The 23,938-nt window shown below is 58.9% G+C and carries 18 protein-coding genes; 12 read left to right on the top strand and 6 right to left on the bottom strand.

Annotation, left to right across the window (positions count from 1 at the left end):
- Positions 1 to 66: 66 nt before the first annotated feature.
- The gene (locus ACFOOP_RS19715) at positions 67 to 1,293 is read left to right on the top strand and encodes an MFS transporter (protein ID WP_379882889.1); all 1,227 of its coding nucleotides are present in this window, start codon (positions 67 to 69) and stop codon (positions 1,291 to 1,293) included.
- Here ACFOOP_RS19715 and ACFOOP_RS19710 read toward each other — a convergent pair.
- Positions 1,290 to 2,897 carry a phytoene desaturase family protein gene (locus ACFOOP_RS19710; protein WP_379882888.1) on the bottom strand — a complete coding sequence of 536 codons (1,608 nt, stop codon included), beginning with the start codon at positions 2,895 to 2,897 and terminating at the stop codon, positions 1,290 to 1,292. The genes ACFOOP_RS19715 and ACFOOP_RS19710 overlap by 4 nt on opposite strands.
- A 148-nt stretch (positions 2,898 to 3,045) precedes the next feature.
- On the opposite strand from ACFOOP_RS19710, the gene ACFOOP_RS19705 reads away from it, so the two are divergent.
- A complete protein-coding gene (locus tag ACFOOP_RS19705) occupies positions 3,046 to 4,122 on the top strand; it encodes an aromatic ring-hydroxylating oxygenase subunit alpha (RefSeq protein ID WP_379882887.1) in 1,077 nt (358 codons plus the stop codon).
- Between the two features lie 12 nt (positions 4,123 to 4,134).
- Positions 4,135 to 5,463, top strand: a complete 1,329-nt coding sequence (locus ACFOOP_RS19700; RefSeq protein WP_379882886.1) for an NAD(P)/FAD-dependent oxidoreductase — start codon at positions 4,135 to 4,137, stop codon at positions 5,461 to 5,463.
- A 40-nt stretch (positions 5,464 to 5,503) separates the two neighbouring features.
- Here the strand turns inward: ACFOOP_RS19700 and ACFOOP_RS19695 are convergent, their stop codons facing one another.
- Both ACFOOP_RS19695 and ACFOOP_RS19690 read right to left on the bottom strand, forming a co-directional pair.
- Positions 5,504 to 6,268 carry a potassium channel family protein gene (locus ACFOOP_RS19695; RefSeq protein WP_379882885.1) on the bottom strand — a complete coding sequence of 255 codons (765 nt, stop codon included), beginning with the start codon at positions 6,266 to 6,268 and terminating at the stop codon, positions 5,504 to 5,506.
- 27 nt (positions 6,269 to 6,295) lie between these two features.
- Positions 6,296 to 7,387, bottom strand: a complete 1,092-nt coding sequence (locus ACFOOP_RS19690; RefSeq protein WP_379882884.1) for a hypothetical protein — start codon at positions 7,385 to 7,387, stop codon at positions 6,296 to 6,298.
- Between the two features lie 128 nt (positions 7,388 to 7,515).
- Between ACFOOP_RS19690 and ACFOOP_RS19685 the strand changes: the two genes are divergently transcribed.
- The 7 genes from ACFOOP_RS19685 (at position 7,516) to ACFOOP_RS19655 (ending at position 18,975) form a co-directional block, all read left to right on the top strand.
- Positions 7,516 to 9,339: an SUMF1/EgtB/PvdO family nonheme iron enzyme gene (locus ACFOOP_RS19685; protein WP_379882883.1), complete on the top strand. Its 1,824-nt coding sequence runs from the start codon at positions 7,516 to 7,518 to the stop codon at positions 9,337 to 9,339.
- Positions 9,340 to 9,627: 288 nt separating this feature from the next.
- Entirely contained in the window at positions 9,628 to 10,632 is a 1,005-nt protein-coding gene (locus tag ACFOOP_RS19680; RefSeq protein ID WP_379882882.1) for an ABC transporter substrate-binding protein, read from the top strand.
- A 19-nt stretch (positions 10,633 to 10,651) separates the two neighbouring features.
- Complete coding sequence (locus tag ACFOOP_RS19675; protein ID WP_379882881.1) at positions 10,652 to 12,652, top strand: nuclear transport factor 2 family protein; 2,001 nt, start codon at positions 10,652 to 10,654, stop codon at positions 12,650 to 12,652.
- A gap of 140 nt (positions 12,653 to 12,792) precedes the next feature.
- Positions 12,793 to 13,686: an amidohydrolase family protein gene (locus ACFOOP_RS19670; protein ID WP_379882880.1), complete on the top strand. Its 894-nt coding sequence runs from the start codon at positions 12,793 to 12,795 to the stop codon at positions 13,684 to 13,686.
- Between the two features lie 116 nt (positions 13,687 to 13,802).
- On the top strand, positions 13,803 to 14,759 hold the full coding sequence (locus ACFOOP_RS19665) for a helix-turn-helix domain-containing protein (RefSeq protein ID WP_379882879.1): 957 nt from the start codon (positions 13,803 to 13,805) through the stop codon (positions 14,757 to 14,759).
- 232 nt (positions 14,760 to 14,991) lie between these two features.
- The gene (locus tag ACFOOP_RS19660) at positions 14,992 to 17,994 is read left to right on the top strand and encodes a TonB-dependent receptor domain-containing protein (protein ID WP_379882878.1); all 3,003 of its coding nucleotides are present in this window, start codon (positions 14,992 to 14,994) and stop codon (positions 17,992 to 17,994) included.
- 240 nt (positions 17,995 to 18,234) lie between these two features.
- Positions 18,235 to 18,975, top strand: coding sequence for an SDR family oxidoreductase (locus tag ACFOOP_RS19655; RefSeq protein WP_379882877.1), 741 nt, complete (start codon positions 18,235 to 18,237; stop codon positions 18,973 to 18,975).
- A gap of 141 nt (positions 18,976 to 19,116) precedes the next feature.
- Here the strand turns inward: ACFOOP_RS19655 and folD are convergent, their stop codons facing one another.
- The 3 genes from folD to ACFOOP_RS19640 all read right to left on the bottom strand — a co-directional run bounded on the left by folD (position 19,117) and on the right by ACFOOP_RS19640 (position 21,690).
- Positions 19,117 to 19,983: a bifunctional methylenetetrahydrofolate dehydrogenase/methenyltetrahydrofolate cyclohydrolase FolD gene (gene folD, locus ACFOOP_RS19650; RefSeq protein WP_379882876.1), complete on the bottom strand. Its 867-nt coding sequence runs from the start codon at positions 19,981 to 19,983 to the stop codon at positions 19,117 to 19,119.
- Between the two features lie 88 nt (positions 19,984 to 20,071).
- A complete protein-coding gene (gene yghU, locus ACFOOP_RS19645; RefSeq protein ID WP_379882875.1) occupies positions 20,072 to 20,980 on the bottom strand; it encodes a glutathione-dependent disulfide-bond oxidoreductase in 909 nt (302 codons plus the stop codon).
- A 485-nt stretch (positions 20,981 to 21,465) separates the two neighbouring features.
- The gene (locus ACFOOP_RS19640; protein ID WP_379882874.1) at positions 21,466 to 21,690 is read right to left on the bottom strand and encodes a tautomerase family protein; all 225 of its coding nucleotides are present in this window, start codon (positions 21,688 to 21,690) and stop codon (positions 21,466 to 21,468) included.
- 139 nt (positions 21,691 to 21,829) lie between these two features.
- Here ACFOOP_RS19640 and ACFOOP_RS19635 point away from each other — a divergent pair, with 139 nt between their 5' ends.
- Positions 21,830 to 23,377: a winged helix-turn-helix domain-containing tetratricopeptide repeat protein gene (locus ACFOOP_RS19635; protein ID WP_379882873.1), complete on the top strand. Its 1,548-nt coding sequence runs from the start codon at positions 21,830 to 21,832 to the stop codon at positions 23,375 to 23,377.
- 68 nt (positions 23,378 to 23,445) lie between these two features.
- Entirely contained in the window at positions 23,446 to 23,919 is a 474-nt protein-coding gene (locus ACFOOP_RS19630; RefSeq protein WP_379882872.1) for a YybH family protein, read from the top strand.
- Positions 23,920 to 23,938 lie beyond the last annotated feature (19 nt).

The raw sequence follows: 23,938 nt of genomic DNA, 5'->3' as shown, positions 1-23,938 counted from the left end.
CTCGCCAGCGCTGCATGGAAAGATCGGACTATATCAATGGCGGCGCGGGATCGGTCGGATGGAGCAATGTCGCCCAAAGGCGAATCAATTCTCTCGCGATGGATTGTCATGGCGGTGCTGGGACTTTCCGGCGCGGTCATTTACCTGCTGCCCTTCCTGCGGGAGATTTACTACGACCCCTTGCGTGAAGCGCTGGGCCTGACGCATTCGCAGTCGGGCGTTCTGATGGCGACTTTCGGCTTTGCGTCCATGCTTGCTTACATGCCGGGCGGGTGGATCGCCGACCGCGTTCCCTCGCGCCTTCTGATTTCCGGCTCGCTTGTCTCTACTGGCCTGTTGGGGTTTGCGTTCGCGACGTTCCCGTCTTACCCGGTCGCCATCGCCATCCATGCGCTTTGGGGCGTCACGGTCACCGGCATGATGTGGGGCGCGCTGATAAAGGCGACGCGCGACTGGGCGTCGAGCGCCGAACAGGGCAAGGCCTTCGGCATGCTGGAGGCGGGACGCGGCGTGTCGGAAGCGGCGTGTTATTCGATTTTTCTGGCGATCTTCGCACAACTTGGCGGCGACACGCGGGCCTTCAGCCAGATCATTATTCAGTATTCAGTTTTGCATATTATTCTCGGCGTCGCAGCGTTTCTGGTGATCAAGCCGGGGCTGTCGACGCCGATAGGCGCAGCGCCGGATCTCGCGACATTTTTGCGGGTGTTAAAGATGCCCCATGTCTGGCTCATCGGTTTTGTCATTCTCTCCGTTTACGGCGCATATTGGGGCGCCTATTATTTCACGCCTTACGCATCGGATGTTTTTTTCATGAGCGCTGTCGCCGCAGGTGCTATTGGCGCAGGCAAGGTCTGGCTCAAACCCGCCGCCGCCGCCATTGCCGGTTTTGCGGCTGATCGCATCGGCGTCTCCAAAGCGGTGGCTATTGGCATTGTCGTTCTCACCGTAAGTTTTCTCGGTTTCGTCTTGATGCCTGGCGGCGAGGCCATGATCGCTCTGATGATCTTTAACATCGCAATCGCGTCCATCGCGATCTTCGCTTTGAGGGGGATTTATTTCGCGCTCCTCGAAGAGTGCGGCGTTCCGGCGGCAGTGACGGGAACAGCGACGGGGATCATTTCCGTCATCGCCTTCACGCCTGACGTGTTCATGCCGCTCGTGGGCGGGGCGCTGCTTGACGCGTTTCCCGGCGAGGCTGGATACCGCTATTTCTTTGGCTTCATCACAGCGCTATGCGTTTGCGGCGGCGTCGCGATGCATCTTTTGCGCCGCCTCGGGCGCGCGAATTAAGGGCGGCGCTGCTTTAATACTGTCATGGCGGCGTTGCGGCCCGGCGCGCCGGTGACGCCGCCGCCCGGATGAGCGCCCGCGCCGCACAGATAAAGGCCGCGGATAGGTGTTTTATATTGCGACCATTCCGGCGTCGGCCGCATGAAAAAGAGCTGACCGATATTGAGATCGCCGTGGAAAATATTGCCTTCCGTCAGGCCATAGGTTTCCTGCAGGTCCAGCGGCGTCAGCACTTTTCGTCCGATAACGCTGTTGGGAACATTCGGAGCGCAGCGGCCGATCAGTTCGATAACGCGATCGCCCAGGGCTTCGCGTTTCTCGTTCCAGTCGCTTCCGCGAATGTCCCATGGCACATACTGGACGAAACAGGTCGCCATGAATTTGTCCGGCGGGCACAGGGTCGGGTCGACTTCGCTTGGAAACACGCAATCGACCCAGAGATCGTCTGACAGCTCGCCGAATTTCGCCTTGTCATAAAGCCGCTGCACGTCTTCAAGGTCGTCCATGATGGAGAGGACAGCACGCTCCGCGGGGCTGGCATCCTGCGGCAGGCCTTTGATCTCCGGCCGTTCCGACAGCACCATATTCACCTTCGCCGCCGGACCCGCCATGCGGATCGCGGCGACATCGGCGCGGAACTCAGCATCAAGCGCGCGCGCCTCGACCATGCCGAGGAAGGTGCGTTTGGGATCGGCGTTGGAAAGAATAGAGGCTGCTGAAAATTCACGCCCATCTTGAAGCGCGACGCCGGTCGCGGCGCCGTTTTTGATGCGGATTTCCGCCACTTCGGCATGGGTCAGAATATCTGCGCCCTTGTCGCGCGCCGATTGCGCCAGCGCGCCGGTGACCGCGCCCATGCCGCCGATCACATGCCCCGTAAAGCCTTGCACGCCATGGTCGCCGCCTGACAACAGATGGAACAGAAGACCCAGCGTCGAGCCCGCGTCATAAGGGCCGCCATGTTTTCCATAGACATTATTTCCAAGGAAAAGACGCTTTGTCTCCGGCGCCTCGAAATGGCGGTCGAGAAAATCGCCAAGCGAGCCCGTGAGAAACCGCACCATAGCTGCCGCGTCGGCGCCGGAAAGATTCCAGAAGCGTTTCACCAGTCGCATGAATTCAAAGGCGCGATCGACGCCTTTGGCGGCGAGATTGGGCGGCGGCTCCAGAAAAAACGGCTGAAGATAACGCGCCAGTTTTTTCAGTTCTGCATCAACACGGATATAGGTCTCGGCGTCCCGCGCCGAATAGGGGCGCAATTCGCTCGCCGTTCTTTCGGCGTCAGCCCAGAGCCGCACCAGGCGTCCATCGGCGACAGGCATGTTGAGCGCGGGATCGCAAGGAACCATTCTCAACCCATAGCGCGCAAGGTCGAGATCGCGAATGACCGACGGCGTCAGCATCGAGGCTATATAGGAGCAGGAAGAAACGCGGCAGCCGGGCATGACCTCTTCGGTGACGGCGGCGCCGCCGACAACGCCGCGCCGCTCCAGCACCAGCACCGATAAACCGGCGCGCGCAAGATAGCCGGCGGCGGTCAGCCCGTTATGTCCGCCGCCCACAATGATTGCGTCATAAGTCGACTTGGTTGCCGTCGCGGTCACAGGGCCGGTCCTCTTTATCTATGGACAGTTTGCATTTTGCGGGTGAAGGTGGGCGGGTCTTGTGAACGTGGACTTTGCAATGCCTCAAGAGGAAAAGCCAGCCGAATTAGAACATTCCTTGCCGAGTAGTTTCTATACGGATTCCAAAATGTTCGAACGCGAGCGCAGGGAGCTGTTCGCACGCAGCTGGGTCTGCGCCGGCCGCGAGGAAGAGGTTGAGGAGCAAGGATCAACGAAAATTATGGAGCTATTCGGCGAAAGTATCATTGTCGCGCGGCTCAAAGACGGTTCGTTGCGTGCGCATTACAATGTCTGCCGCCATCGCGGCGCGCGCATTTGCGCCGATGATTCGAAATGGGGGCTGTCGCTTCGCGGCGGCGCCATGGGTGAGTTTATCCGCTGCCCATATCATCAATGGACATATGGCCTCGACGGGCGGCTTGTAAATGCGCCGCATGTTATGGAAACCGAAGGGTTCGATCCGGCGGCGTTTAGCCTTCGCCCCGCAGGAATTGCGGTGTGGGGCGGATTTATCTTCCTGAAGCTCGAACCTGGTGACGGCGACGTGGTTTCGCGCACGCTTGGTGAAGATGACATCGGCCCGGCGCCGCGCCGCCTCGGCAATTATCCGCTGGCGCGGCTGAAAACAGCGCGGGCGATCAGCTATGACGTGGCCGCGAACTGGAAAGTCATCGCTGAGAACTACAATGAATGTTACCACTGCGGCGGCGTTCATCCGGAGCTGTGCAATGTGGTGCCGGTGTTCCGCGCCGGCGCCGGGCTGGGCCTCGACTGGGAAGAAGGCGTTCCCCATCGTGAAGGCGCCTGGACCTACACTTTCACGGGAACGACGAACCGCAAGCCGTTTGAGGGTTTGAGCGAAAAGGAAAAAGTCCTGCACAAGGGCGAGCTGATCTATCCGAACCTGTTGCTGTCCATGAGCGCGGATCATGGGGCGGCGTTCATTCTCTGGCCGCTGGCGCCAAACCTGACGCGCGTTGATGTGCGGTTTCTGTTCGCGCCGGATGAAATGGCGCGCGGCGATTTCGAGCCCGCCGACGCCGTCGACTTCTGGGACATAACCAATCGCCAGGACTGGGCCGTCTGCGAAAGGGTGCAACAGGGAATGAGTTCTGCGTCGCATGAGCATGGCTATTATGCGCCCATGGAAGACGAAAGCCTCGATATAAGGCGCTATCTCGCCGCGCATATAAAAGACGCTTGAGCGAGGCGAGGTTTGTTTCTCTTTTCAGATCAGTCGCCGGTGACGTTTCATGACGACCTTCCGGATGAAGTCGATGTCGCGATTATCGGCGGCGGCGTCATCGGCGTTACGACTGCGTGGTTTCTCGCCAAAAGCGGGCGCAGAGTTCTGATTTGCGACAAGGGGCGGATCGCCGGAGAGCAATCAAGCCGCAATTGGGGGTGGGTGCGGGTCAATGGCCGCGACGAAGCGGAAACGCCAATCGCCATCGAAAGTCTCCGCTTGTGGGAAGCGTTCGGTGAAGAGCTGGGTCCGGATATCGGCTTTCAACGGCGCGGCATTATCGAGCTTGCTGAAACCGACGACGAGATGGCGTTTTGTGAAGGCTGGTTAGACATTGCAAAGGCGAACCAGCTCGATACGAAGCTGCTTTCGCCGGGTGACATCGCTGATGTTTTTCCGGCTGCGCAAGGCGCATGGAAAGGCGCGATGATCACGCCGAGCGACGGACGCGCCGAGCCGTTTACGGCGGTTCCCGCAATTGCGCGCGCGGCGCAGGGGGCGGGGGTTTCGATTCGCGAACGGTGCGCGGTCCGTACGATCGATGTGCAAAACGGACGTGTCACAGGCGTCGTTACGGAAAATGGCGCGGTCAAGGCCGGGGCTGTTTTGTGCGCGGCGGGCGCCTGGTCGAACATGTTTCTCGGCAATCTGGGCGTCGACCTGCCGCAGCTTGCGGTACGCGGAACCGTTGCGCGCACCGCGCCGGCGGCGTCGGTTTTTGACGGGGCGGCGGGCGCGAAAGATATTTTTATCCGGCGGCGAGAGGATGGCGGATACACAATTGCAAGCGCCATTACGGAGCATCTGATCGGCGCCAGCAGCTTCCGGTATGGCGCAAGTTTTCTCCCAGCGCTCAAAAGCGCCAGCGAATTGCGGTTCGGCTTGGGGGCCGATCCGACGCAGGCGCTTTTCCCCCGCCCGCGCTGGGGCGGCGAGGAGGCGACGCCATTTGAAAAAACGCGTGTCCTGAACCCGGCGCCCTCGCAATCAGTGCTTCAAAAGATGCGGACGCATCTCAACGACAGAATTCCCGCCTTGCGCGACGCGGCTTTCATCGAAAGCTGGGCGGGCATGATCGACGCCATGCCCGATGTGGTGCCGGTGATGGATGAGCTTCGCGCTCCTAAAGGACTCTTTATCGCGACCGGCTTTAGCGGCCATGGCTTTGGCATCGGACCGGGCGCGGGCAAGGTCATGGCGGAGATGATTGACGGCCAGGCGCCGCGTTACGATCTCAAGCGTTTCCGGTTCGCCCGGTTTAAGGATGGTTCAAAGATCGACCCCGGACCGGGGATATGACGCGGGCTAGGGAACGGCAAAATGCGATTTGCCGGGTCTCTCAATCAACATTCTTATTTTGGACATGCAGTTCCGCCGCATAGCTGAGCGCCGAAGCGATCACGCCGGTCAACATGGCTACAAGGCCAAGCCCGAGGATAGCGTACAGCCCGGCGCAAAATTTTCCGAGCGTTGAGATCGGCACGGCGTCGCCATAGCCGACCGTCGTAAAGGTGACGACGCTCCACCACATGGCTTTGGGGATCGATCCGAAAATTTCCGGCTGAAGCCCTCTTTCGACAAGATAGAGCGTTGTTGATGAAAGCAGGATCAAGATGACGCCGAGAAACAGCGTGAAGATCAGTTCAAAGCGCTTTGCGGCGAGAGCTTCGTAAAACTCGCGCAAGGCGGTGTGGATGTGCGGCATGGCGGCGAGACGCAGCAAGCGTAAAATGCGCAACAGCCGGAAGATGAGCAGCCAGGTGGGCGGCGTCGGCAGCAATAAAGGCAGGATGACGACAAGGTCGGCGATGGAGGCAGGCGTTGCGACGTAGCGCAGGAACCCGCGAGGCCCGCGGAATTTTGGATTGAGGCCGCATACCGCCAGGCGGCCCGCATATTCGACAGCGAAAAGCGCGAGCAGAAAATGATCGATGAGCCGAAGCTTCCTGCCGAGCCAGCTGGCGACGGCCGGCTCCGTTGCGGCGACGCCGAAGACGATCGACAGCCAGATGAGCACGAAAACGCACCAGTTGACCGGCGACAGTCCATGTCCCGGCCAGGCTTCGGGATCGAGCTGGCGATGAAGGTGTTGGCGGAAGGTCATGGATTGCCTTTCGTCGCCGGGTTTGCCTTACATGATAAACTCGGCTTCGTAATTTCCTTTCAGGAAGAGAACCATCTCCTCGTAACTCAGTTTTTCGAGATCGATCATCGCTGCGATTTTCGCGTCCACATTCGGCGCCTTTTGAAAGCGCGCATAAATGCGTTTTAAGGCCAGCCTGTATTGGCGCATTCGTTCAATTTCGCGCTCGGGCTGAAAGCCTTCCTCAAAGGTTCTGGCGGAAAGCGCGACGATGGCGGCCCAGATGGCGAAAACATGGACGAGCGGGCCTTTCATCCAGGCGATATTGGCGATGGCGCCGAAGAAAACCAGCCCGTGCAACAGCAAGATGCCGAAGACGCAAGCCAGCGCGACGCCGCCCAATATTTTGGCCTGCTGGCTTGGCGCATGTTTCCAGAAACCTTCACCCTCGCGTAAGATCAGGTTGCAATAGCTGATCTGCCGGTCGAAGCGGAACAGCACATAGGCCCGGAAATATTCATCAAGATTGGGGTCGGATTCAGGTGCGGGGGACTGCTCGTCTTCGAACAGAAGACCCTCTTCGTCGTGATCGTGATGAACGATTTCTTTTAGTTTGTCATCGACAGTCGACAGGACATTGGCTTCGAATTTGGAAAATTTGGCGGTGCGGTTTGTGACAAAGGCGTCGGCGGCGGTCTTGTCGCGTGCGCCTTTAAGAATGTCATTGACGCCGAACACGAATGACTGAAAGTGAAACTGGCGAATGCGCTCTGTCGCCAGACGGTCAGCGAGCCAGCGCATTTTCCGCTCCCGGAACATGATGCCGAACACGCCGATCAGGACACTGGCGATGCCGGCGATGCCGCCAATCGCAGCGAGGGTGCGAACCTGGCCTTTGGGCAGGTCGTGAAACAGCATTTCACCACCCGCGAGCAACAGGGCGCCCGTCGCCAGCAGGACGGCGAAAACGCCCCATTTCCGGCTGCGCGCCTTGGCGGTGTTGGCGCGTTCGTCAAAGGGTCGGAAGGCGGCCCTTAGTTCCGGATTGTTCAGCGCAAAGAAGATGTTCGGAAACTCTTTGCGGGCCTCCTCCTGATCGGGGTCGTTCAGGAGAAGATCCGTGTTGAAAACATACGCCATTAAACCGGCCTTCCGTCCTATTTTGTATTCTGTTCTGCGGCTCGATAGGGGGTGATTTTTCTCTAAAAATCAACACTTTCAATTGTTAAGCGGATGATTTAAAAGAAGCCGCGAGGGAGGCGCAAGCCGTGACGCATATATTTATCTCCTATAACCGGGAAGATCAGTTTCGGGCGAGGATGATCGCGGATGCGCTGCAGGCGGAAGGATTGGATGTCTGGTGGGACTCCAATCTCCGCGCAGGCGAATCTTATGATGAAGTGACAGAGAAGCACCTGCGCGAAGCGGGCGCCGTTGTCGTGCTCTGGTCGCAGCGTTCGGTGAACTCAAAATGGGTGCGCGCTGAGGCGACTGTTGGCGAGCGGTTCTCAAAACTCGTTCCCGCGATGATCGATCACTGCGAGCGGCCCCTGCGGTTCGAACTTGTGCAGACGGCGGACCTCGTCAACTGGCAAGGCGACCGAAGCGATCCGAACTGGCGCCTGTTTATGCAAGGCGTGAAAAATGCTGTCGGCCACCATGATGTCGCTCCGCCCGCAGCGGCGCCATCGGCGTCCGGGTCGCCGGGCGCATCCTCCGACAACAAGAATGATGTAACGATTGAGAATACGTTCTGGACGTCCATCAAGGACGGGACTGAGCGCGCGGATTTCGAAGCCTATCTGAAGCGTTACCCCGAAGGACATTTCGCCGATCTGGCGCGCAACCGCCTCGCGGCGTTGCAGCGCGCGGCCCAACCCAAACCGTCGGCGCCCGCCGCGCCTGCGCCCCAACCAACACCGCGCCCGATCCAACGCGCTGCGCCGGCGCCGGCTCAACCCGCAAGAAAACCTGCGGCAGCCAAAGCCGCGGCGCCGCAACCGGCGCCAAAACAAAAATCTGGCGGCGGCGCCATGATTGCGATTGTTGCGATCGCAGCGCTCGTGATTGGCGGCGGCGTTTTTGGCGCCATGCAATTCATGAAGAGTGACGCCAGCGCGGAAACAAAAATCGCAGCGGTGACGCCAGCGCAAGAAGAACCTGTCATTCAGGATGCGCCGGCCGAAGAAGATGTCGTGGAAGATGTGTCTGTCGACACAACAGACATGCTCGACAATTCGGATGAAGAGGTTGCGCTTGCAGGGACTGAAGACGCTTTGCAGGATGCAGGTGAAGATATCGCCGTCCTCACGGAAGAAACAGATGCGGCGCCTGATACGGAAGTTGCAGTAGTCGAAGAGACTGCGCTCGCCGAACCGGGGCAGCCGTCTTCGTTTTCAGATTGCGAGAACTGTCCGGTGATGGCGACGCTGCCGGGCGGCGCCTTCATGATGGGCTCGCCCGCCGGTGAACCCGGGCGTGCGGGGTATGAAGGGCCGTTGCACGAAGTGACCGTCGCTCCTTTCGCCATGAGCGAAACCGAAGTGACCCATGAGCAGTGGCAGGCTTGCGTGGATGATGGCGGGTGCGGCGCCTACACGCCCGGCGATGCCGGCTTTGGCAGGGAAGGGCGCCCGGCGATTTTCATTTCATGGCGCGACGCGAACGCCTATGCGAAATGGCTCTCGGCGAAAACCGGCAAAGCCTATCGGCTGCCGACCGAAGCGGAATGGGAATACGCTGCGCGCGGTGGAACGAGCACTGCTTACTGGTGGGGCGACCGGTTTGACCGTTCGCATGTCGCTATGGGTGCTACGCGTCCGGGCGCAGAGCTTGCGCCCAATCCATTTGGCTTGCGCGGCATGCTCGGCAATGCGGCGGAGTGGGTCGAGGATTGTTATGTCAACAATTACGCCGAGGCGCCGGTTGATGGCTCTGCGGTGAAGACCGGCGATTGCGGGCGCCGGGTTGTCAGAGGCGGCAGCTGGCGAGACCAGCAACCCGCCGCGCTACGTTCAGCCAATCGCAGCCGCATCACGCAAACGGTGCGCGACCGGGCGGTTGGTTTTCGCGTGGCGCTGAGCCTTGGCTGAGGGGTTTTGCCAAGCGCACTCTCGCTTATGAACGTCCTGAAAAGATGGTGCGATTGCCGCCGGTCCTGCTGACGAGCCGGCGCCCAATTTGGTAAATGGGGCCGTGGTTAGCGCCGACGGAAGGTCATGCTGCAGTGCAGCTTTTGACCGCTCCGGCGCCCAAATTGTACGTGCCCGGCACTCGCCCTCATTTATATTGACCCTGTGGGCTGAAAACCGGGACGGTGTTCTGAGAAAAAGGGCGCTCAGCGGTTTTTAAGGCGTCCGCACCATAGGGAGAATGGCTGGATGCAATCACGGCTCACTTTTGGCTGGGGCGGGAGCTTATTCGGGTGCGCGATCGCGGCCGCCTGTCTCGTCGCGCTTAGCGCCTGTGCAGGGGCGCCTGCGCCACAGGAGCCGTTCCGGGTTCACGGCAACAAGGTGACTTTTGAGATTGCGCCGGTGCTTCTCGCGTCGGACCAGGTTTTTCCCGAACCTTCGACAGTGAAGATGGGCGGCATTCCCAATCTGGTCGGCGACCCGGGCATTCCCGGTTATGGCGAGCCGGGCGTCGCCGATGTGGCGACCCATGCGGAAACGCAAGGGCTGCGCTATTCGGTGAGGCATCCCGATCTCAGAATCATCATGACGGTCGCGGAAGGTTATTACCGCATTGTCGGGCGCAAATCGGCCGGGATCGAAACGCTTGAAGACTTAAAAGGCAAGCGCATCGCCACGATCCCGAACACCTCCTCCGCCTATTTCCTTCATAATATGCTGAAATCGGTGGGGCTCTCCGAAGCTGACGTAGAGATCGTCCGCGTCATTCCCTTGAGCGACATGCCGATACTTCTCGCCAATGGCGAAGTGGATGCGGTGACGATCTGGGAGCCGGAAATCGAAAATGCGGCGCACGCCATCGGCGATGATGCGGTGGAGTTCGATGGACGCGCGGTCTATCGCGAAGTGTTCAATCTCAACACGACAGCGGCCAATCTTGCGGACCCGGAAAAACGCGCGCGTATCAAGGAATTTGTGAAAGCGGTCGTTGAGGCGACGGACATGATTCACGAAGACCCGAGCGTCGCCTGGCCGCTGGTGCATGAGGCGACGGGCTTTGATCTCGATCTCATCAAGCGCTCATGGAAACATCACGGCTATCCGGGGGATCTGGTCCCCGACCTCCTCGACGTGCTCGAAGCTGAAGAACAATGGTTGGCGAAAATTGATGAACGCCCGGCGCGCTCTCGCGAACAGCTTTCGACGCTGATTGATGACAGCATCATTCGCGAAGTTCTTGAGGAGCGGTGACCCGGTGCAGCGTCGCAACATGAAACGCTTTAATTTCTCGCCCCTACTGGCCGGCTTGATCGTCGCAATGTGTGTTGTTCTTGGCGCGTGCTCGCGTGAGGCGCCCGCTTCTGTCAATGCCGCCGATGATGCTGCGTGGAACAAAGAAGATCTCGCTCGCGCGGCGCGGCTTGTGGCCGATGCCAAGAATGCGCAGTCCCTGCGAGATGTCAAACGACTGCAGCATGCTTACGCCCATTACGCGGAGGCGGGTGACTGGAAGGCGATGGCGGCGCTTTTCTCGAAAAACGGACGATATGTTGAGCCGGGTGTTGAGATCAGCGGCGCCGACGCGCTCTATGCGCGGTTTCGCGACGAGATGGGCGGCGGCGATGACCGACTTGCGCCGGACCGGCTGAATGTCCGCTTGATCCTGTCGCCGGTGGTGACGCTGTCTGATGACGGCAAGGTCGCGATAGGCCGCTGGCACGAAGTCGCGATGACAGGCCGGTATGGCGAAGAAGCGAATTGGGCGGGCGGCATCTATGAGAACGACTATGTTCTTGAAGGCGGCGTCTGGAAAATCGCAACGCTGCATTATTACCCGCAATATGCGGGGCCCTATGACAAAGGCTGGCGCAATGTCGCCGATGAAGTGCCGCTGACGCCTTATCATTACACGCCGGCGAGCGCCGGCGCGCCTGCGCCCGCTGTCACCGATGCGCCTGCGCTGTCGCGTGATCAGGCTGCGGCGCAGATTGCAAAGGCCAACGCCATCGCCGACGCCTTGCTTGATGAAAGTGCGGTTCAAAACCTTCAGGCGGCTTATGGTTATTATGTGGACCGCAAGATGTGGGACGATGTCGCCGATCTTTTTGCGGAAGATGCGAGCTTCGATGTGGCGGGTGAGGGCGCGTATGAAAGCCGCGAAGCGATCCGCAACCGGTTTCTGGCGCTCGGCGAAGCGGGCCTGAAGCAAGGCGAACTTAACGATCATTTGCAGCTCGATCCGGTGATCACGCTGGCGGAAAACGGAACGGCTTCCGCCCGCGGTTTTGAATTACAGATGACCGGCCAGCATGGCGGCGCTTCCGCCTGGGCCTTCGGGATTTTTGAAAACACATATGTGAAGCAGGACGGCGTCTGGAAAATTCAGTCGGTAAAACTCTATCCGCGCTTCGCCGCCGATTACGACACTGGCTGGGCGCGTGATCTTTTGCCAGCCCATGGCGCGGCGATGGAAGACGCGAAGGCGTCATCGCTTGCGGGCGCCGAATATCCAGAGCAGCCGAGCCCGGCGATTTCCTTCGCCGACCATGTGACCCGCGACGCCAATCCGTCAGCGCCGACAAGCTTTGATGATCTCGCGCGTAAAATCGACACCGCCAAAGCCTATGACGCCGCGGAAAACATCTCTACGGCCTATGGCTATTACATTGACGAGTTCCGCTGGGACGACACCGCCGATCTCTTTTCCGAAGACGGCTGGAAAGAGCTTTCCTATATTGGCGCTTATTACGGAAGGGAGCGAGTGCGCGGATCCTTGTTCTCACGTTACGGCGACAGTGGGCGCAGGCCGACCTTTCTGGCGATCCATCAAAAGACCCAACCTTTTGTCACGGTGGCGCCGGATGGAAAGAGCGCGCAGATCCGCCTGCGTCTGTTTCAGTTCAACAGCCAGCTTGATGGAGACGGTTCTTATATTTCCGGCATCTACGAAAATCAGGTGAAGCTTGAGGACGGCGTCTGGAAGATCGCCGGGATGGATCTCGATTACATTTTCCTTGCAAGCTACACCGGCGGTTGGGCGGCGGTCGAAGAAGGCTCGGCGATGCGCTTTGCGCCGACGCCGGAAAGCGTCGCCAAATATCCGCCGGACGGGCCGTTGCGCGGCGTCACCTTCGCGCCTTATCCCGAAATTGCGCCCATGGGTTTTCATTTCGACAATCCGGTGAGCGGACGTGCGCCTGCGCTCAAACTCAACTGGTCCATCTCGTCGCGTCATGACGATGACGGCGATTCTGCAACGGAGCGGAAATAAGTGTTTCTGAAAGAAAATCTCCGTTTGAAGCAAGCGGTCTTTGGCGCTCTCGCGCTAAGTGATAATTTTCCGCCGTCGCGTGAAATTATTTTCAACGCCGGCGGGTGGGGCCTGATCAGTGCGGAGCGTCCAGCGTCAACATGACTGTGCATATGGCGACAGATGAGAAGGAACAGAAGACCGCAAGTGGCGAACAGGACGATCTCCCGCCCGTAGTCGACTGCCATGCGCACATCTTTCAGGAAGATATGCCGCTGAGCAGCAACGCCTGGACGCGGACCGATTATTCCTTCACCGCCGATGACTATCTTGCGCTGCTCGACCAATACGGCATTCATTTCGGCGTCATTTCTGGGTTGAGCATCACCGGATTTTACAACGACTATATGATTTCGGAATTGCGCAAGCATAAAAGATTGCGTGGCACAGCAATTGTTTCTCCCGCTGCAACGGATCGTTATTCTCTTGAGCGCATGCGCGATGATGGCATTGTCGGCATCAGGTTACAGCTTGCGCGCATGGCTGAGCTTCCGGATTTTCGCAGCGAAGAATATAATCTTCTGTTCCGGCGCGTGCGCGATCTAGACTGGCATGTGCATGTGGCGATTGAGGGGCCGTCGCTGCCGCCGGTGCTCGCAGCGCTGGAGGAAAGCGGCGTTAAAGTCGTTATCGATCATTTTGGCCATCCCGACCCGAAACTCGGCGTCAATTGTCCGGGCTATCGCGCGGTCCTTGAGGCGGCGGAACGCGGCAACACTTGGGTGAAGCTATCCGGCGGGTTCCGGCTGCTGGGCACTGCGGCGTGGCAAACCGATCCGAATGGCGACGCCGACAAAATTGCGGATGATCTGGCGCGGGATCTTGTCTCCCATGTTGGGCCGGAGCGGCTTTTATGGGGCAGTGACTGTCCATTTGTTGGTTATGAAGGGCGCATCACTTTCGACTACGCGCTTGACCGTTTCCGCCGCTGGGTGCCCGACGCGCGCGACCGCTGGCGTATTTCGCAAACGGCGTTGAGACTTTATTTCGGTTAACCGGCGCAAGTCTGCGCAAGCACATTGCCGGATGTGCGAAGGGCGTATAAAACAAAAGAAAAACATCCGTTTAAGCGGGGAAAAAGTCTGACGTGTCAGCCCTTGGGAGGGGATGTATGGAGTATTACCGCACCGCCGACTTTCCGGCATCGCGCCGCATGGCGTCGTGGAACAACACCTACTCCAGCCGCTTTGCGCAGGTCACGTTTCAGCCGTCTTCCTCAGATGTTTTCGATGCTGAGCTGCGCGTTACATCGCTCGGTTTTCTCGGCTTCGCAGATGTGCGAACGAACGGCGCGAGCATTGAGCGCACGGCAGCGCATATCAATGAAACAAAATCTCATTTCTTTTCTTTTCTGCTGATGGCGCAAGGCGGCGCCCAGTTTTCTCACTATGGAAACGAAACCCGGCTTGAGGCTGGCGACTTTACCTTATGCGACAATGCAGCGCCGCACCGGATTCAACTGGAGAAAGGCGCGCGGTTCCTGATCCTTCGCGCCGCGCCGAAAATGTTGAAGACACACCTGCCTTGTCCGGAGCAGCTTTGCGGGCTTCGCCTGCCTGCTGAACTGGGTCTTACAGGCACAGCGTCCGCTATGGCGCATAGTTTGTGGATGAAAGCGGAAGAGGGCATCCCCGAAGAGTTCGGCGACCGCATCGCCGGACATCTTCTTGATGTTCTGGGCACGGCCTATTCCATCAGTCTTGGCCACAAGATGACCAACTCCACCGTCGTTGGTCTGCGCAAGGCGCAGGCGAAACAATATATTGAGGCGCAGCTTTCCGACCCCGATCTGTCGCCGGGCAGTGTTGCGGACGCCATGCGAATCTCGCCGCGCTATCTACGGGTTCTGTTTGCGGAGGAAAATGAAACGACCTCCGCCTATATCCTGCGCCGCCGTCTTGAAGAATGCGCGTCGCAGATGACGAATTCGGCATGGCGCAGCCTGACCGTTTCGGAAATCGCCTTCTCCTGGGGGTTCAACAGCGCAGCGCATTTCACTCGCGCCTTCCGCGCCAAATACGGCATGGCGCCATCTGAATATCGCCGCATGCACCTCCTGCCGCATTAAGTCACAGCAGCCGGAAAGCGCTTATATTACGCTGCATTGCAATATGCGTGCGTGTATTGTGACGCTGTTTTCAACTGCCTTTCAGCAATGCCGTCAGACGCAAACCGATATGCCTTCCGGTGCAAGCTCATTTTTCGCATCTGTGAGAGCTTCTTCATGGCAAACGCGCGGGGGCCGTCTTTTCAAAAGCCGGAAACACACGCGCATCAATAACGCCTGGGAGGGCAGTACATTGCGAAATTCATTCCTGCACCGCATGTCGAAAACCGCGCTGATGTCTGGCGCATCTGTAGCCATGTTTGCGCTTGGGGCGGCGCCAGCCATGGCGCAAGACGCTGATAGCGCTGATACAGCCGGCACAAATGACTACGTCATCGTGACGGGTTCGCGCATCAAACGCACCGGCTTTGATTCGCCGACGCCGGCGACGGTGATGTCGGGCGATCTCATCGAAGATCTCGGTCAGATCAACGCCGCGGAGACCTTGAAGCTGATCCCGCAGAACTCGTCATTCCAGTCCGATGCAACGGCAGGCATCACCGCCGGCGCGAATGTGGGCGCGAGCTTCGCCAACTTACGCGGCCTCAATCCCTATAACGGCACGCGCACGCTGACGCTTGTGAATACACGCCGCTTCGTGCCGAGCTCCGATGGCGGCGCGGTCGATCTCAACATCATTCCATCCTCGATGATTTCGCGTGTTGAAACGGTTACAGGCGGCGCATCGGCCGCTTATGGCTCCGACGCTGTCGCGGGCGTTGTGAACATTATTCTCGACACGGATTTCGAAGGCTTCCGCGGCCAGGTCGATTACGGCCAGACCTCGCGCGGGGACGGTGAAACCTATCACGCATCGCTCACGCTCGGCACCGGCTTTGCAGATGGGCGCGGTCATGTTGTGATTGGCGGTGAGTTCCAGGATCAAAAAGGCATTGGCGATTGCGCCGATGTGCGCTTGTGGTGCGCCGAAGGCTGGGACCGCTTCACCAACGCTAGCAACATCCTCGATAACGGCATGCTTTCCGGTTACGACATTCCGGGTTCGCCGGGTTACGGCCTCCCGAACTTTATCATCGGCCCTGATTCAAAACAGGCGTTCAATGATCCTCATGGCGTTGTCAGGAACCGCGCGCCCGCTGATCCAGCTGCGCGCAACAAGCGGTTCAATGATGATGGCACCGGCATTCTCGATTTCGACACTGGCAATTATGTCTCCACATCGACCTTCGGCGCCCGTCAGGGCGGGGACGGGGCCTCCACCTATGCCGACCCGGATATTCAAACGCCGGTCGAACGCTATGTGGGCTATCTCTACAGCGAATATGAGCTGACAGATACGCTGAACGTTTATGGCGAGTTCACTTACGCCAACCGCACGGCCAGCAATTCCGGCGTAACCGCCGGGCCGCGCTCGACCTTCTTTGTGAAGCCGACAAACCCTTATTTGCCGGCTGAACTGGTGGGCTTGCTCAACGGCACGGAATTCAGCCTCGGCAAGGATATCGACAATCAGGTGCCGGCGCGCAATGCGGCGAAATCCGAAGTCTTCCGCGGTCTGGTCGGCGTTAACGGCTCGTTCGGCGATAGCTGGAGCTGGGACCTCTATTATCAATATGGCCGAAATGACCGCCATCAGGATCGTGACAATTCCCGGGTCAACACGCCGTTCATTTACGCGCTCGACGCTGTCGTCGACCCGATGACGAACGAAATTGTTTGCGCCGAGCTTTTGGAGGCGGACCCGGACCCGATTGCGACCGGCTGCGTTCCTTTCAATCTCTTCGGTCTCGACAATCTTGATCCGGCGGCGGTCGCTTATGCCTATCGTCCGGTCGTTGAGGACTTTGAATACACCCAACATGTGATCGCGGGCAGCATTCAGGGCGAGATTTACGAAGGCTGGGGCGCCGGCCCGATCGGCGTTGCTGCCGGCGGCGAATATCGCGATGAAGGCGGCGACGTCACCCATGGCGATATTCCCAACTACAATGATTATGCGTTCACATTCGGTCTCGACTTTGCGGGCGATATCAGCGTCATGGAAGGCTTCTTCGAGCTCAATGTGCCGTTGTTGCGCGACTCTCCGCTGGCGAATTATCTGGAAATCAACGGCGCTGTCCGCCAGACCCGCAATAAAGCCAGCGACCGTCTGACATCCGAAGAGAAGGTCTCTAACGCCACCAGCTGGAAAGTGTCGACGATTTACGACATCACCGAGGGGCTTCGCTTCCGCGGCTCGCGCTCGCGCGACATTCGCGCGGCCGGTTTCCGCGAACTCTATCTCAAAAACGTGCCGACCGAAGAAGGCTCGTCACAAGGGATTGTCGACAACCCGGCTATCCCCGGCTCTCCGGGCGGCGGCGGCGACGATCCGACTCCGATCCTGTCGGGCGGCGCTTTCTCGCTGACGCCTGAAAAAGCCGACACAACGACGCTTGGCTTCGTTGTCTCGCCGGGCTTCGCGCCGGGGCTGACTTTCTCGGCAGACTGGTACCAGATCAAGATCAAGGATGTGGTGACCACGCTGACGGGGCAGGGCATCGTCAATTTCTGCAACGAATATGATCTCTTCTGCGATCGCATCACCTACGCCAATCCGATGGACATCACTTTCGTCGATGCGCGTCAGGTGAATCTCGGCGCCTTGACGGTGCGCGGGTTCGATTTCGAAGTCGCTTACAATCTTCCGCTGGACGATCTTTATAGCGGGCTTGCCGGTGATCTTAATCTACGGTTGATGGCGAACCACCAATATGACTTCGTCGTGACGCCGGATCCGACCGTTGATCCGACCGACTATGCCGGTCAATCAGGGCCGGTTCTCGATGGCGGCGACTTCAATCCGGCGCCGAACTGGATCTGGAACGGTTTCGTTTCCTATAATTACGGCGGCTTCAACTCGACAGTCACCGTGCGCCGCGTCGGCTCCGGCATCTATGGGGTTCAATATACGGGGCCTGAAGATGACGGTTACGATCCGATGCTGGCGAACAGCATCAGCACCAACCGCGTCGATGCGGCGACCTATGTCGATCTTGCAGTGTCCTATGCTTTCGGCGTCGGCTCCAATGAAGAAAACTTCGAAGTCTTTGCGTCGGTGAACAATCTGTTCGACAAAAAGCCTCCGGTTGCGCCGGGCGGCGGCGGTCTTGGCGGGTCGAACTATCCCACCAACCCGGTCTATTTCGACACCTTCGGCACGCGCTTTCGCACCGGCCTGAGGGTTCGTTTCTAGAGCGGCGGACGAAAAAACTGACACCGGTTCTTTACGACTCCGGCGCGTCGACAATTCAGGATGGCTGCCTTCCGGTCCATCCGACCTCCCTGGAGACGCGGGAGGAGCCGGGCTCAATGCAGCCCGGTTCCTCTTTTTTAATGTTGTGGGTGAATGGTTTTGCGCCTCGTGGTGTTTCGGGGCATGTTTTACGCGCGGCGCCCCGCCGCACATCGCAGTTTTGAAAACGAGTGATCAATCATGGTTGAGCCAACGCCCCTGCTTCTTGTGACTGGCGGCAGCCGCGGCATCGGCGCGGCGACGGCGCTCGCCGCCGCGCGCGACGGCTTTGATGTGGCGCTTACCTACGCAAACAACAAAGCGTCGGCTGAAAAAGTCGCCGAAGAGATTCGCGGGCTTGGCCGTCAAGCCTACGCCGTCAAGGCGGATACGGCGCGTGAGAGCGACATCGATGCGTTGTTTGCAAAACTTGACGATATCGGCGGCTTGAAAGCGATTGTCTATAACAGCGCGATCACCGGCAAAAATTCAGCGCTTGCCGATGCGGACACGCAAACCTTGCGCGACGTCATGGAAGTTAATTTGCTTGGCGTCATGCTGGTGGCGCGCGAAAGCGCAAAACGGCTTTCCACAAAACGCGGCGGCGCTGGCGGCTCCATAGTCTTTATTTCTTCGCGCGCCTCTCATTACGGGTCGCCGGGTGAATATGTCTGGTACGCGGCCTCCAAGGGCGGCGTCGACAGTTTGACGATCGGTCTGGCGCGCGAGCTTGCGGGAGAGGGCGTCCGGGTCAACGCCGTCTCGCCCGGGCCCATCGACACGGACATGCACCGGCCTGGCCGTCTGGAAGAAGCGATCAAGCGTTTTCCCTTTGGCCGCGCGGGAACGCCCGAGGAAGTGGCGGAGGCGGCGATGTTCCTTGTCTCGGAAAAATCGTCTTTCACCTCCGGCGCCATTTTGAACGTCTCCGGCGCGGCCTGATCGCGCTCCCCTTGATCGTGGCGTGAGCGTGTTCCTGCAGTATGGGAGCGGCCGGGAGCGTCTTGGGGGCTTGAGGCGAAACCGCTTTCGCTTTTTAGGGTGCGCCGGTCATGTGTTGACCCGGACGCGCGGGGTCAAAGTCTATTTTTGTGATTTCGCGGCTGTGCGTTCGGCCGAGGCAATTGTATTTTCCAACAGCATTGTCACGGTCATGGGGCCGACGCCGCCGGGAACAGGCGTGATGTAAGACGCTTTTTTCGAAACGCCTTCGAAGTCGACATCGCCGACCAGCCGACCGTCGGGCAGGCGGTTGATGCCCACATCGATGACGACGGCGCCGGTCTTCACCATTTGCGGGCCGATAAGGTTCGGCACACCGGCCGCGACCACAAGAATGTCCGCGAGGATGGTGAATTGCGCCAGGTCGCGCGTCTTTGCGTGGCAAATCGCGACAGTTGCGTCCTGCGCCATCAGCATGATCGCCATGGGCTTGCCGACAATATTGGAGGCGCCGACAACGACGACATTCTGCCCTTCGACTTCGATGTCTTCGCTTTCGAGCATCTTGCAGACGCCATAGGGCGTGCAGGGCGGGAAAAAGTCGCCTTTGCCGAGCACAAGGCCGCCGACATTATAAAGATGGAAGCCGTCCACATCCTTGTCGGGCGAGATCGTCTCCAGCACCCGCTCCATATCGATATGGTCGGGCAGGGGAAGCTGCACCAGAATGCCGTGAATGCCTGCGTCGGCGTTAAGCTGATGGATCAGCACCACCAGGTCTTCGGTCTTGGTGTCCGCCGCCAGGCGGTGGGTGTAGGATTTGATGCCGACGGCGTCGCAGGCGCGGATCTTGTTGCGCACATAGACGGCGGAGGCCGGGTTTTCGCCCACCAGAATGACGGCGAGACCGGGCGTCACGCCGGTTTTTTCGGCCAGGGCGTCCACGCGGGTTTTACATTTTCCTCGGATCGCCGCCGCGACCTTGTTGCCGTCAATCACTTTAGCCATGGGAAATCCTCAAAAGCGCATGGCTCCGCGCCGGGCGGAGCCGTTTGTATGCTACACTAACGATCTCATATAGCACAGCGCCTTAATTTCAAACCCTTTCGCCGCCCCGCGCCTCGACCATATCCTCGCGGTTTTTCTCGAAATCGCTGGCGTCGTGGCGTTCGCGCAATTGCGTGTCCGGCGCGCCAAAGGTGCGGTTAACCATGCGTCCGAGTTTGACCGCTTCACGCCCCGCAATAAGGTTCACCCAGCGCTCCATGTTTTTATATTCGTGCACCGACAGAAATTCCTGGGCGCCATAGGCCTCGCGCATGATCGAGCCATACCAAGGCCATATCGCCATGTCGGCGATGGTGTATTCATCGCCCGCCATATATTCATTTTTGGCGAGATGGGTGTCGAGCACATGCAGCTGCCGCTTCGTCTCCATTGCAAAGCGATTGATGGCGTATTCAATCTTGAACGGCGCATAATTGTAAAAGTGACCAAGGCCGCCGCCAACATATGGCGCTGACCCCATCTGCCACATTAGCCAGTTCATTGTTTCGGTGCGCTTGCGGATGTCGGTCGGAAAGAACGCGCCAAATTTTTCCGCGAGATAAAACAGGATGGAGCCGCTTTCAAACAGACGAATCGGCGGGTCGAAAGAATGGTCCGCCATGGTCGGGATTTTGGAATTGGGATTGAGCTCCACATAGCCGCTCGAAAACTGGTCGCCCTGTCCGATCTGGATCAGCCAGGCGTCATACTCCGCGCCCGCATGACCGGCGGCGAGAAGCTCTTCGAGCATGATGGTGACTTTGACGCCATTAGGTGTGCCCATGGAATAGAGCTGGATCGGATGCTTGCCCACGGGCAAGGTCTTCTCGTGGGTCGGGCCCGACACCGGGCGATTGATATTGGCGAAAGCGCCGCCATTTTCCGCGTCCCATGTCCAGACTTTCGGCGGGACATAGCCTGGCGGCTGGTTTTTGGACGGATCGTTGGTTTCACTCATGAGGAGCCTCTTTCTCTTTATTCCGTTTTCACCAGATAGCGGCTTGAGGACCATAGGCGAACACACAAGCGCTTGAGCGACTATTTTAGAAGCATTTTCCTGCAACGCAGGATCGCTGCGGCGCCGGGCGGTTTAGCCGGGCTGCGTTGCCCATTAGCTGTGGTTACAGCCCGTATGCTGCTGGGGGCAGATAATTGCATGGCATCCGCGCCTCCGGGCGATGCCGATCAGCCCGCCACTTCTCACGTCTTTAAGACCCTAAACAAAAAACGCGCCGCCAGGGGTCTGGCGGCGCGCTTTTTCGCGGGCGGGTTTTTCTTAGGCGAACTGCAGGTAGGTATAAGCCGCTGGCGCGAATGCAGCCGTCAGCACAGCCGCAAAAGACAGCATTGCAATCATGCGGGTCATGTCTTTCTCCTTTTTTATTATTGTCAGGGCAGCGGTTGGTATGACGGCGGCCGGGAGAGGCTTGGTCAGCCGCCTGGTCAGGCGGCCTTTCCTGCGGCGAGCGCATGCACCTCTTTGGCGGAAAGTTTCTGTCCGCCAATGGCCCAGTCGCCGCCCTTGAATTCGTTGATCCGGACCCAGGTGACCTGGCGCATATTTTCGCCTTCTACGGCGACCATGGCGTCAGTGACCTTGTCGATCAGGTCGGCTTTCTGGTCCGGGGTGAACACGTCTTCAATAAGGTCGATGGTAACGAGTGGCATTGGGTTTCTCCATTTTCTTTGGGGGCTGGCGAGTGCGCCGGCCCGATGAAGGGAGGTTTAGACCGGGCGGCGGCGGGAAATCCTGTAGGAGATCTGGAGAATTCATGGAGATTTACCGGATTGCGGTATAAAGGCCCTGATGATTTACCGGTTTGGGACATTTGAACTCGATGCGCGGGCGATGGAGCTGCGCCGGGACGGGACGGCGGTTCCCATAGAGCCGCAGGTGTTCGCACTCATTTTGCTGCTCGTTGAAAACCGTGACCGCCTGCTTTCCAAGGACGAAATCATTGAGAAGATCTGGGACGGGCGGGCGGTTTCCGACTCGGCCCTCACAAGCCGGGTCAAATCCGCACGGCAGGCCCTTGGCGACGATGGCAAGGCGCAGAAATTTATTCGCACTCTCCATGGACAGGGGTTCCGCTTCGTAGCGGAGGCGAGCCCCGCCAGCGGCGCCTACGCCGTAAAGGAAGCGCCGGCGCCGAATGGGGCGCCCTCTGGGGAGAAGCCCTCCATCGCTGTCTTGCCATTTAGCCTTGTGGGCGTCGCCGGTCCTTACGCCGCGATCGCCGACGCCGTGCCCCATGAGTTGATTTCGGAATTGTCGCGCCTGCGCTGGTTGTTTGTGATCGCCCGGGGCTCGTCCTTCCGGTTTCGCGGCGCCGACCCGGATGTTGGCGAAGTCGGGCGCGCGCTCGGCGCAAGATATTGCCTATCCGGCATGGTTGAGATCGCCGGGAGCAACATCGCCATGACCGTGGAGCTTGCGGATACGCGCGACGGCGGCGTTCTCTGGGGGGAGCGTTATGAGGCGGGCATTGACGATATATATAATATCAGAACGCAAATCGTCTCGACGATTGTTTCGGCGCTGGAAATCCAGATCTCTGTCAATGAGGCGCAGCAGGCGCGGTTGAAAAGCCCGGAAAACCTGGACGCCTGGTCCGCTTATCATATTGGCTTGCAGCATCTTTATCGTTTCAACCAGAAAGACAATGACATTGCGACCGCCATGTTCGAGCGGTCCGTTGCGCTGGAGCCTTCCTTTGCGCGCGCCCATGCGGGGCTGTCGTCATCGCGTTTTCAGGACGCTTTCATTCAGTATAAGGACGATGTCGCCGCCGCCCGGCTGGCGGCCCGCGCCCATGCGGAGCAGGCGGTGGCGCTCGACCCGCTCGATCCCTTCGCGAATTTCGCGATGGGCCGGGTCCACTGGGTTGAAAATGCAATCGCAAGCGGTACGGGCTGGCTTGACCGCGCGGTGCGCCAGTCGCCCAATTACGCACAAGGGATTTATGCGCGCGCCTGGGCCGACTCGGTGACAGGCCGCAGCACATCGGCGCGCAAGGATGTGGATCTCGCCATGTCGCTCAGTCCGCTCGATCCGTTCCGCTACGCCATGCTGGGCGTGCGCGCGTTCACCTATCTTGTCGAAGGGGACTGGCCAGCGGCGGCGCGCTGGGCCGATGAATCGGCGCGCACGCCGGGCGCACATGTTCTGATCGCCATGATCGCGGTTGTGGCGCATGCGGCCAATGGAGATCCCGAAAAAGCATCTGCATGGGTTTCAAATGTGCGCGCCCGCAATCCGAATGTGACGCAGAAGGAGTTTTTCACCGCCTTTCCGTTCGAGCATCAGGGCACGCGCGAGATGGCGTCGAAAGCGCTGGCGAAATATGGTTTTTGACGGTCTTTCTTTGATCTGCCGTTTGTGAGAGCATTTGCATTCAGTCACATCGACAAGGAGAGATTGTCATGAAAAAAATTTTTGTTTGTGCGATTGTGTTTGCATTCATTCATGCCCCTGCTTTGGCGGAGAAGGCAGGAGACGAAGCAGCGGTCCTGGCGACGCTCGATTCCTGGAATCGCGGATGGGCCGAAAAGGACGCCGCGCTCGCCGTTCAGGATTATGCAGATGATACAGACTGGACCAACGCGTTCGGCGACCGCTTTCAGACCCGAGAGGAATTGCAGGAAGGACTGGAATTTATTTTCAGTCTGGATTTCGTGATGGCGGGGGACTCCGCCGATAATGAATTTGAAGACGTCATCTTTCTCACGCCGGACATCGCGCTCATCAGAAGCAAACTTGTCCGGCAGGGACAGCAATTCAATACGGGTGAGAGCCGGCCCGACCGCCATATCAATCATTTGCGCGTGTTGGAGCGGCGGGACGGAAAATGGCAAATCGTCAGCCACATGATTTCTCAAGCACAGGATAAGCGATAACGGGATTGTCGCTCACCCG

Source organism: Hyphococcus aureus (genome assembly GCF_042643165.1).
In the GTDB taxonomy this organism is placed as follows: Bacteria; Pseudomonadota; Alphaproteobacteria; order Caulobacterales; family Parvularculaceae; genus Hyphococcus; species Hyphococcus aureus.
This window is presented reverse-complemented; position numbering and strand designations above follow the sequence as displayed.

Bases quoted from the DNA above. Each gene is read 5' to 3' on its own strand.
- ACFOOP_RS19715 (WP_379882889.1), top strand. From the start codon at position 67: ATGTCGCCCAAAGGCGAATCAATTCTCTCGCGATGGATTGTCATGGCG.
- ACFOOP_RS19705 (WP_379882887.1), top strand. From the start codon at position 3,046: ATGTTCGAACGCGAGCGCAGGGAGCTGTTCGCACGCAGCTGGGTCTGC.
- ACFOOP_RS19695 (WP_379882885.1), bottom strand. From the start codon at position 6,268: ATGACCTTCCGCCAACACCTTCATCGCCAGCTCGATCCCGAAGCCTGG.
- ACFOOP_RS19690 (WP_379882884.1), bottom strand. From the start codon at position 7,387: ATGGCGTATGTTTTCAACACGGATCTTCTCCTGAACGACCCCGATCAG.
- ACFOOP_RS19680 (WP_379882882.1), top strand. From the start codon at position 9,628: ATGCAATCACGGCTCACTTTTGGCTGGGGCGGGAGCTTATTCGGGTGC.
- ACFOOP_RS19675 (WP_379882881.1), top strand. From the start codon at position 10,652: ATGAAACGCTTTAATTTCTCGCCCCTACTGGCCGGCTTGATCGTCGCA.
- ACFOOP_RS19670 (WP_379882880.1), top strand. From the start codon at position 12,793: ATGACTGTGCATATGGCGACAGATGAGAAGGAACAGAAGACCGCAAGT.
- ACFOOP_RS19665 (WP_379882879.1), top strand. From the start codon at position 13,803: ATGGAGTATTACCGCACCGCCGACTTTCCGGCATCGCGCCGCATGGCG.
- ACFOOP_RS19655 (WP_379882877.1), top strand. From the start codon at position 18,235: ATGGTTGAGCCAACGCCCCTGCTTCTTGTGACTGGCGGCAGCCGCGGC.
- folD (WP_379882876.1), bottom strand. From the start codon at position 19,983: ATGGCTAAAGTGATTGACGGCAACAAGGTCGCGGCGGCGATCCGAGGA.
- yghU (WP_379882875.1), bottom strand. From the start codon at position 20,980: ATGAGTGAAACCAACGATCCGTCCAAAAACCAGCCGCCAGGCTATGTC.
- ACFOOP_RS19640 (WP_379882874.1), bottom strand. From the start codon at position 21,690: ATGCCACTCGTTACCATCGACCTTATTGAAGACGTGTTCACCCCGGAC.
- ACFOOP_RS19635 (WP_379882873.1), top strand. From the start codon at position 21,830: ATGATTTACCGGTTTGGGACATTTGAACTCGATGCGCGGGCGATGGAG.
- ACFOOP_RS19630 (WP_379882872.1), top strand. From the start codon at position 23,446: ATGAAAAAAATTTTTGTTTGTGCGATTGTGTTTGCATTCATTCATGCC.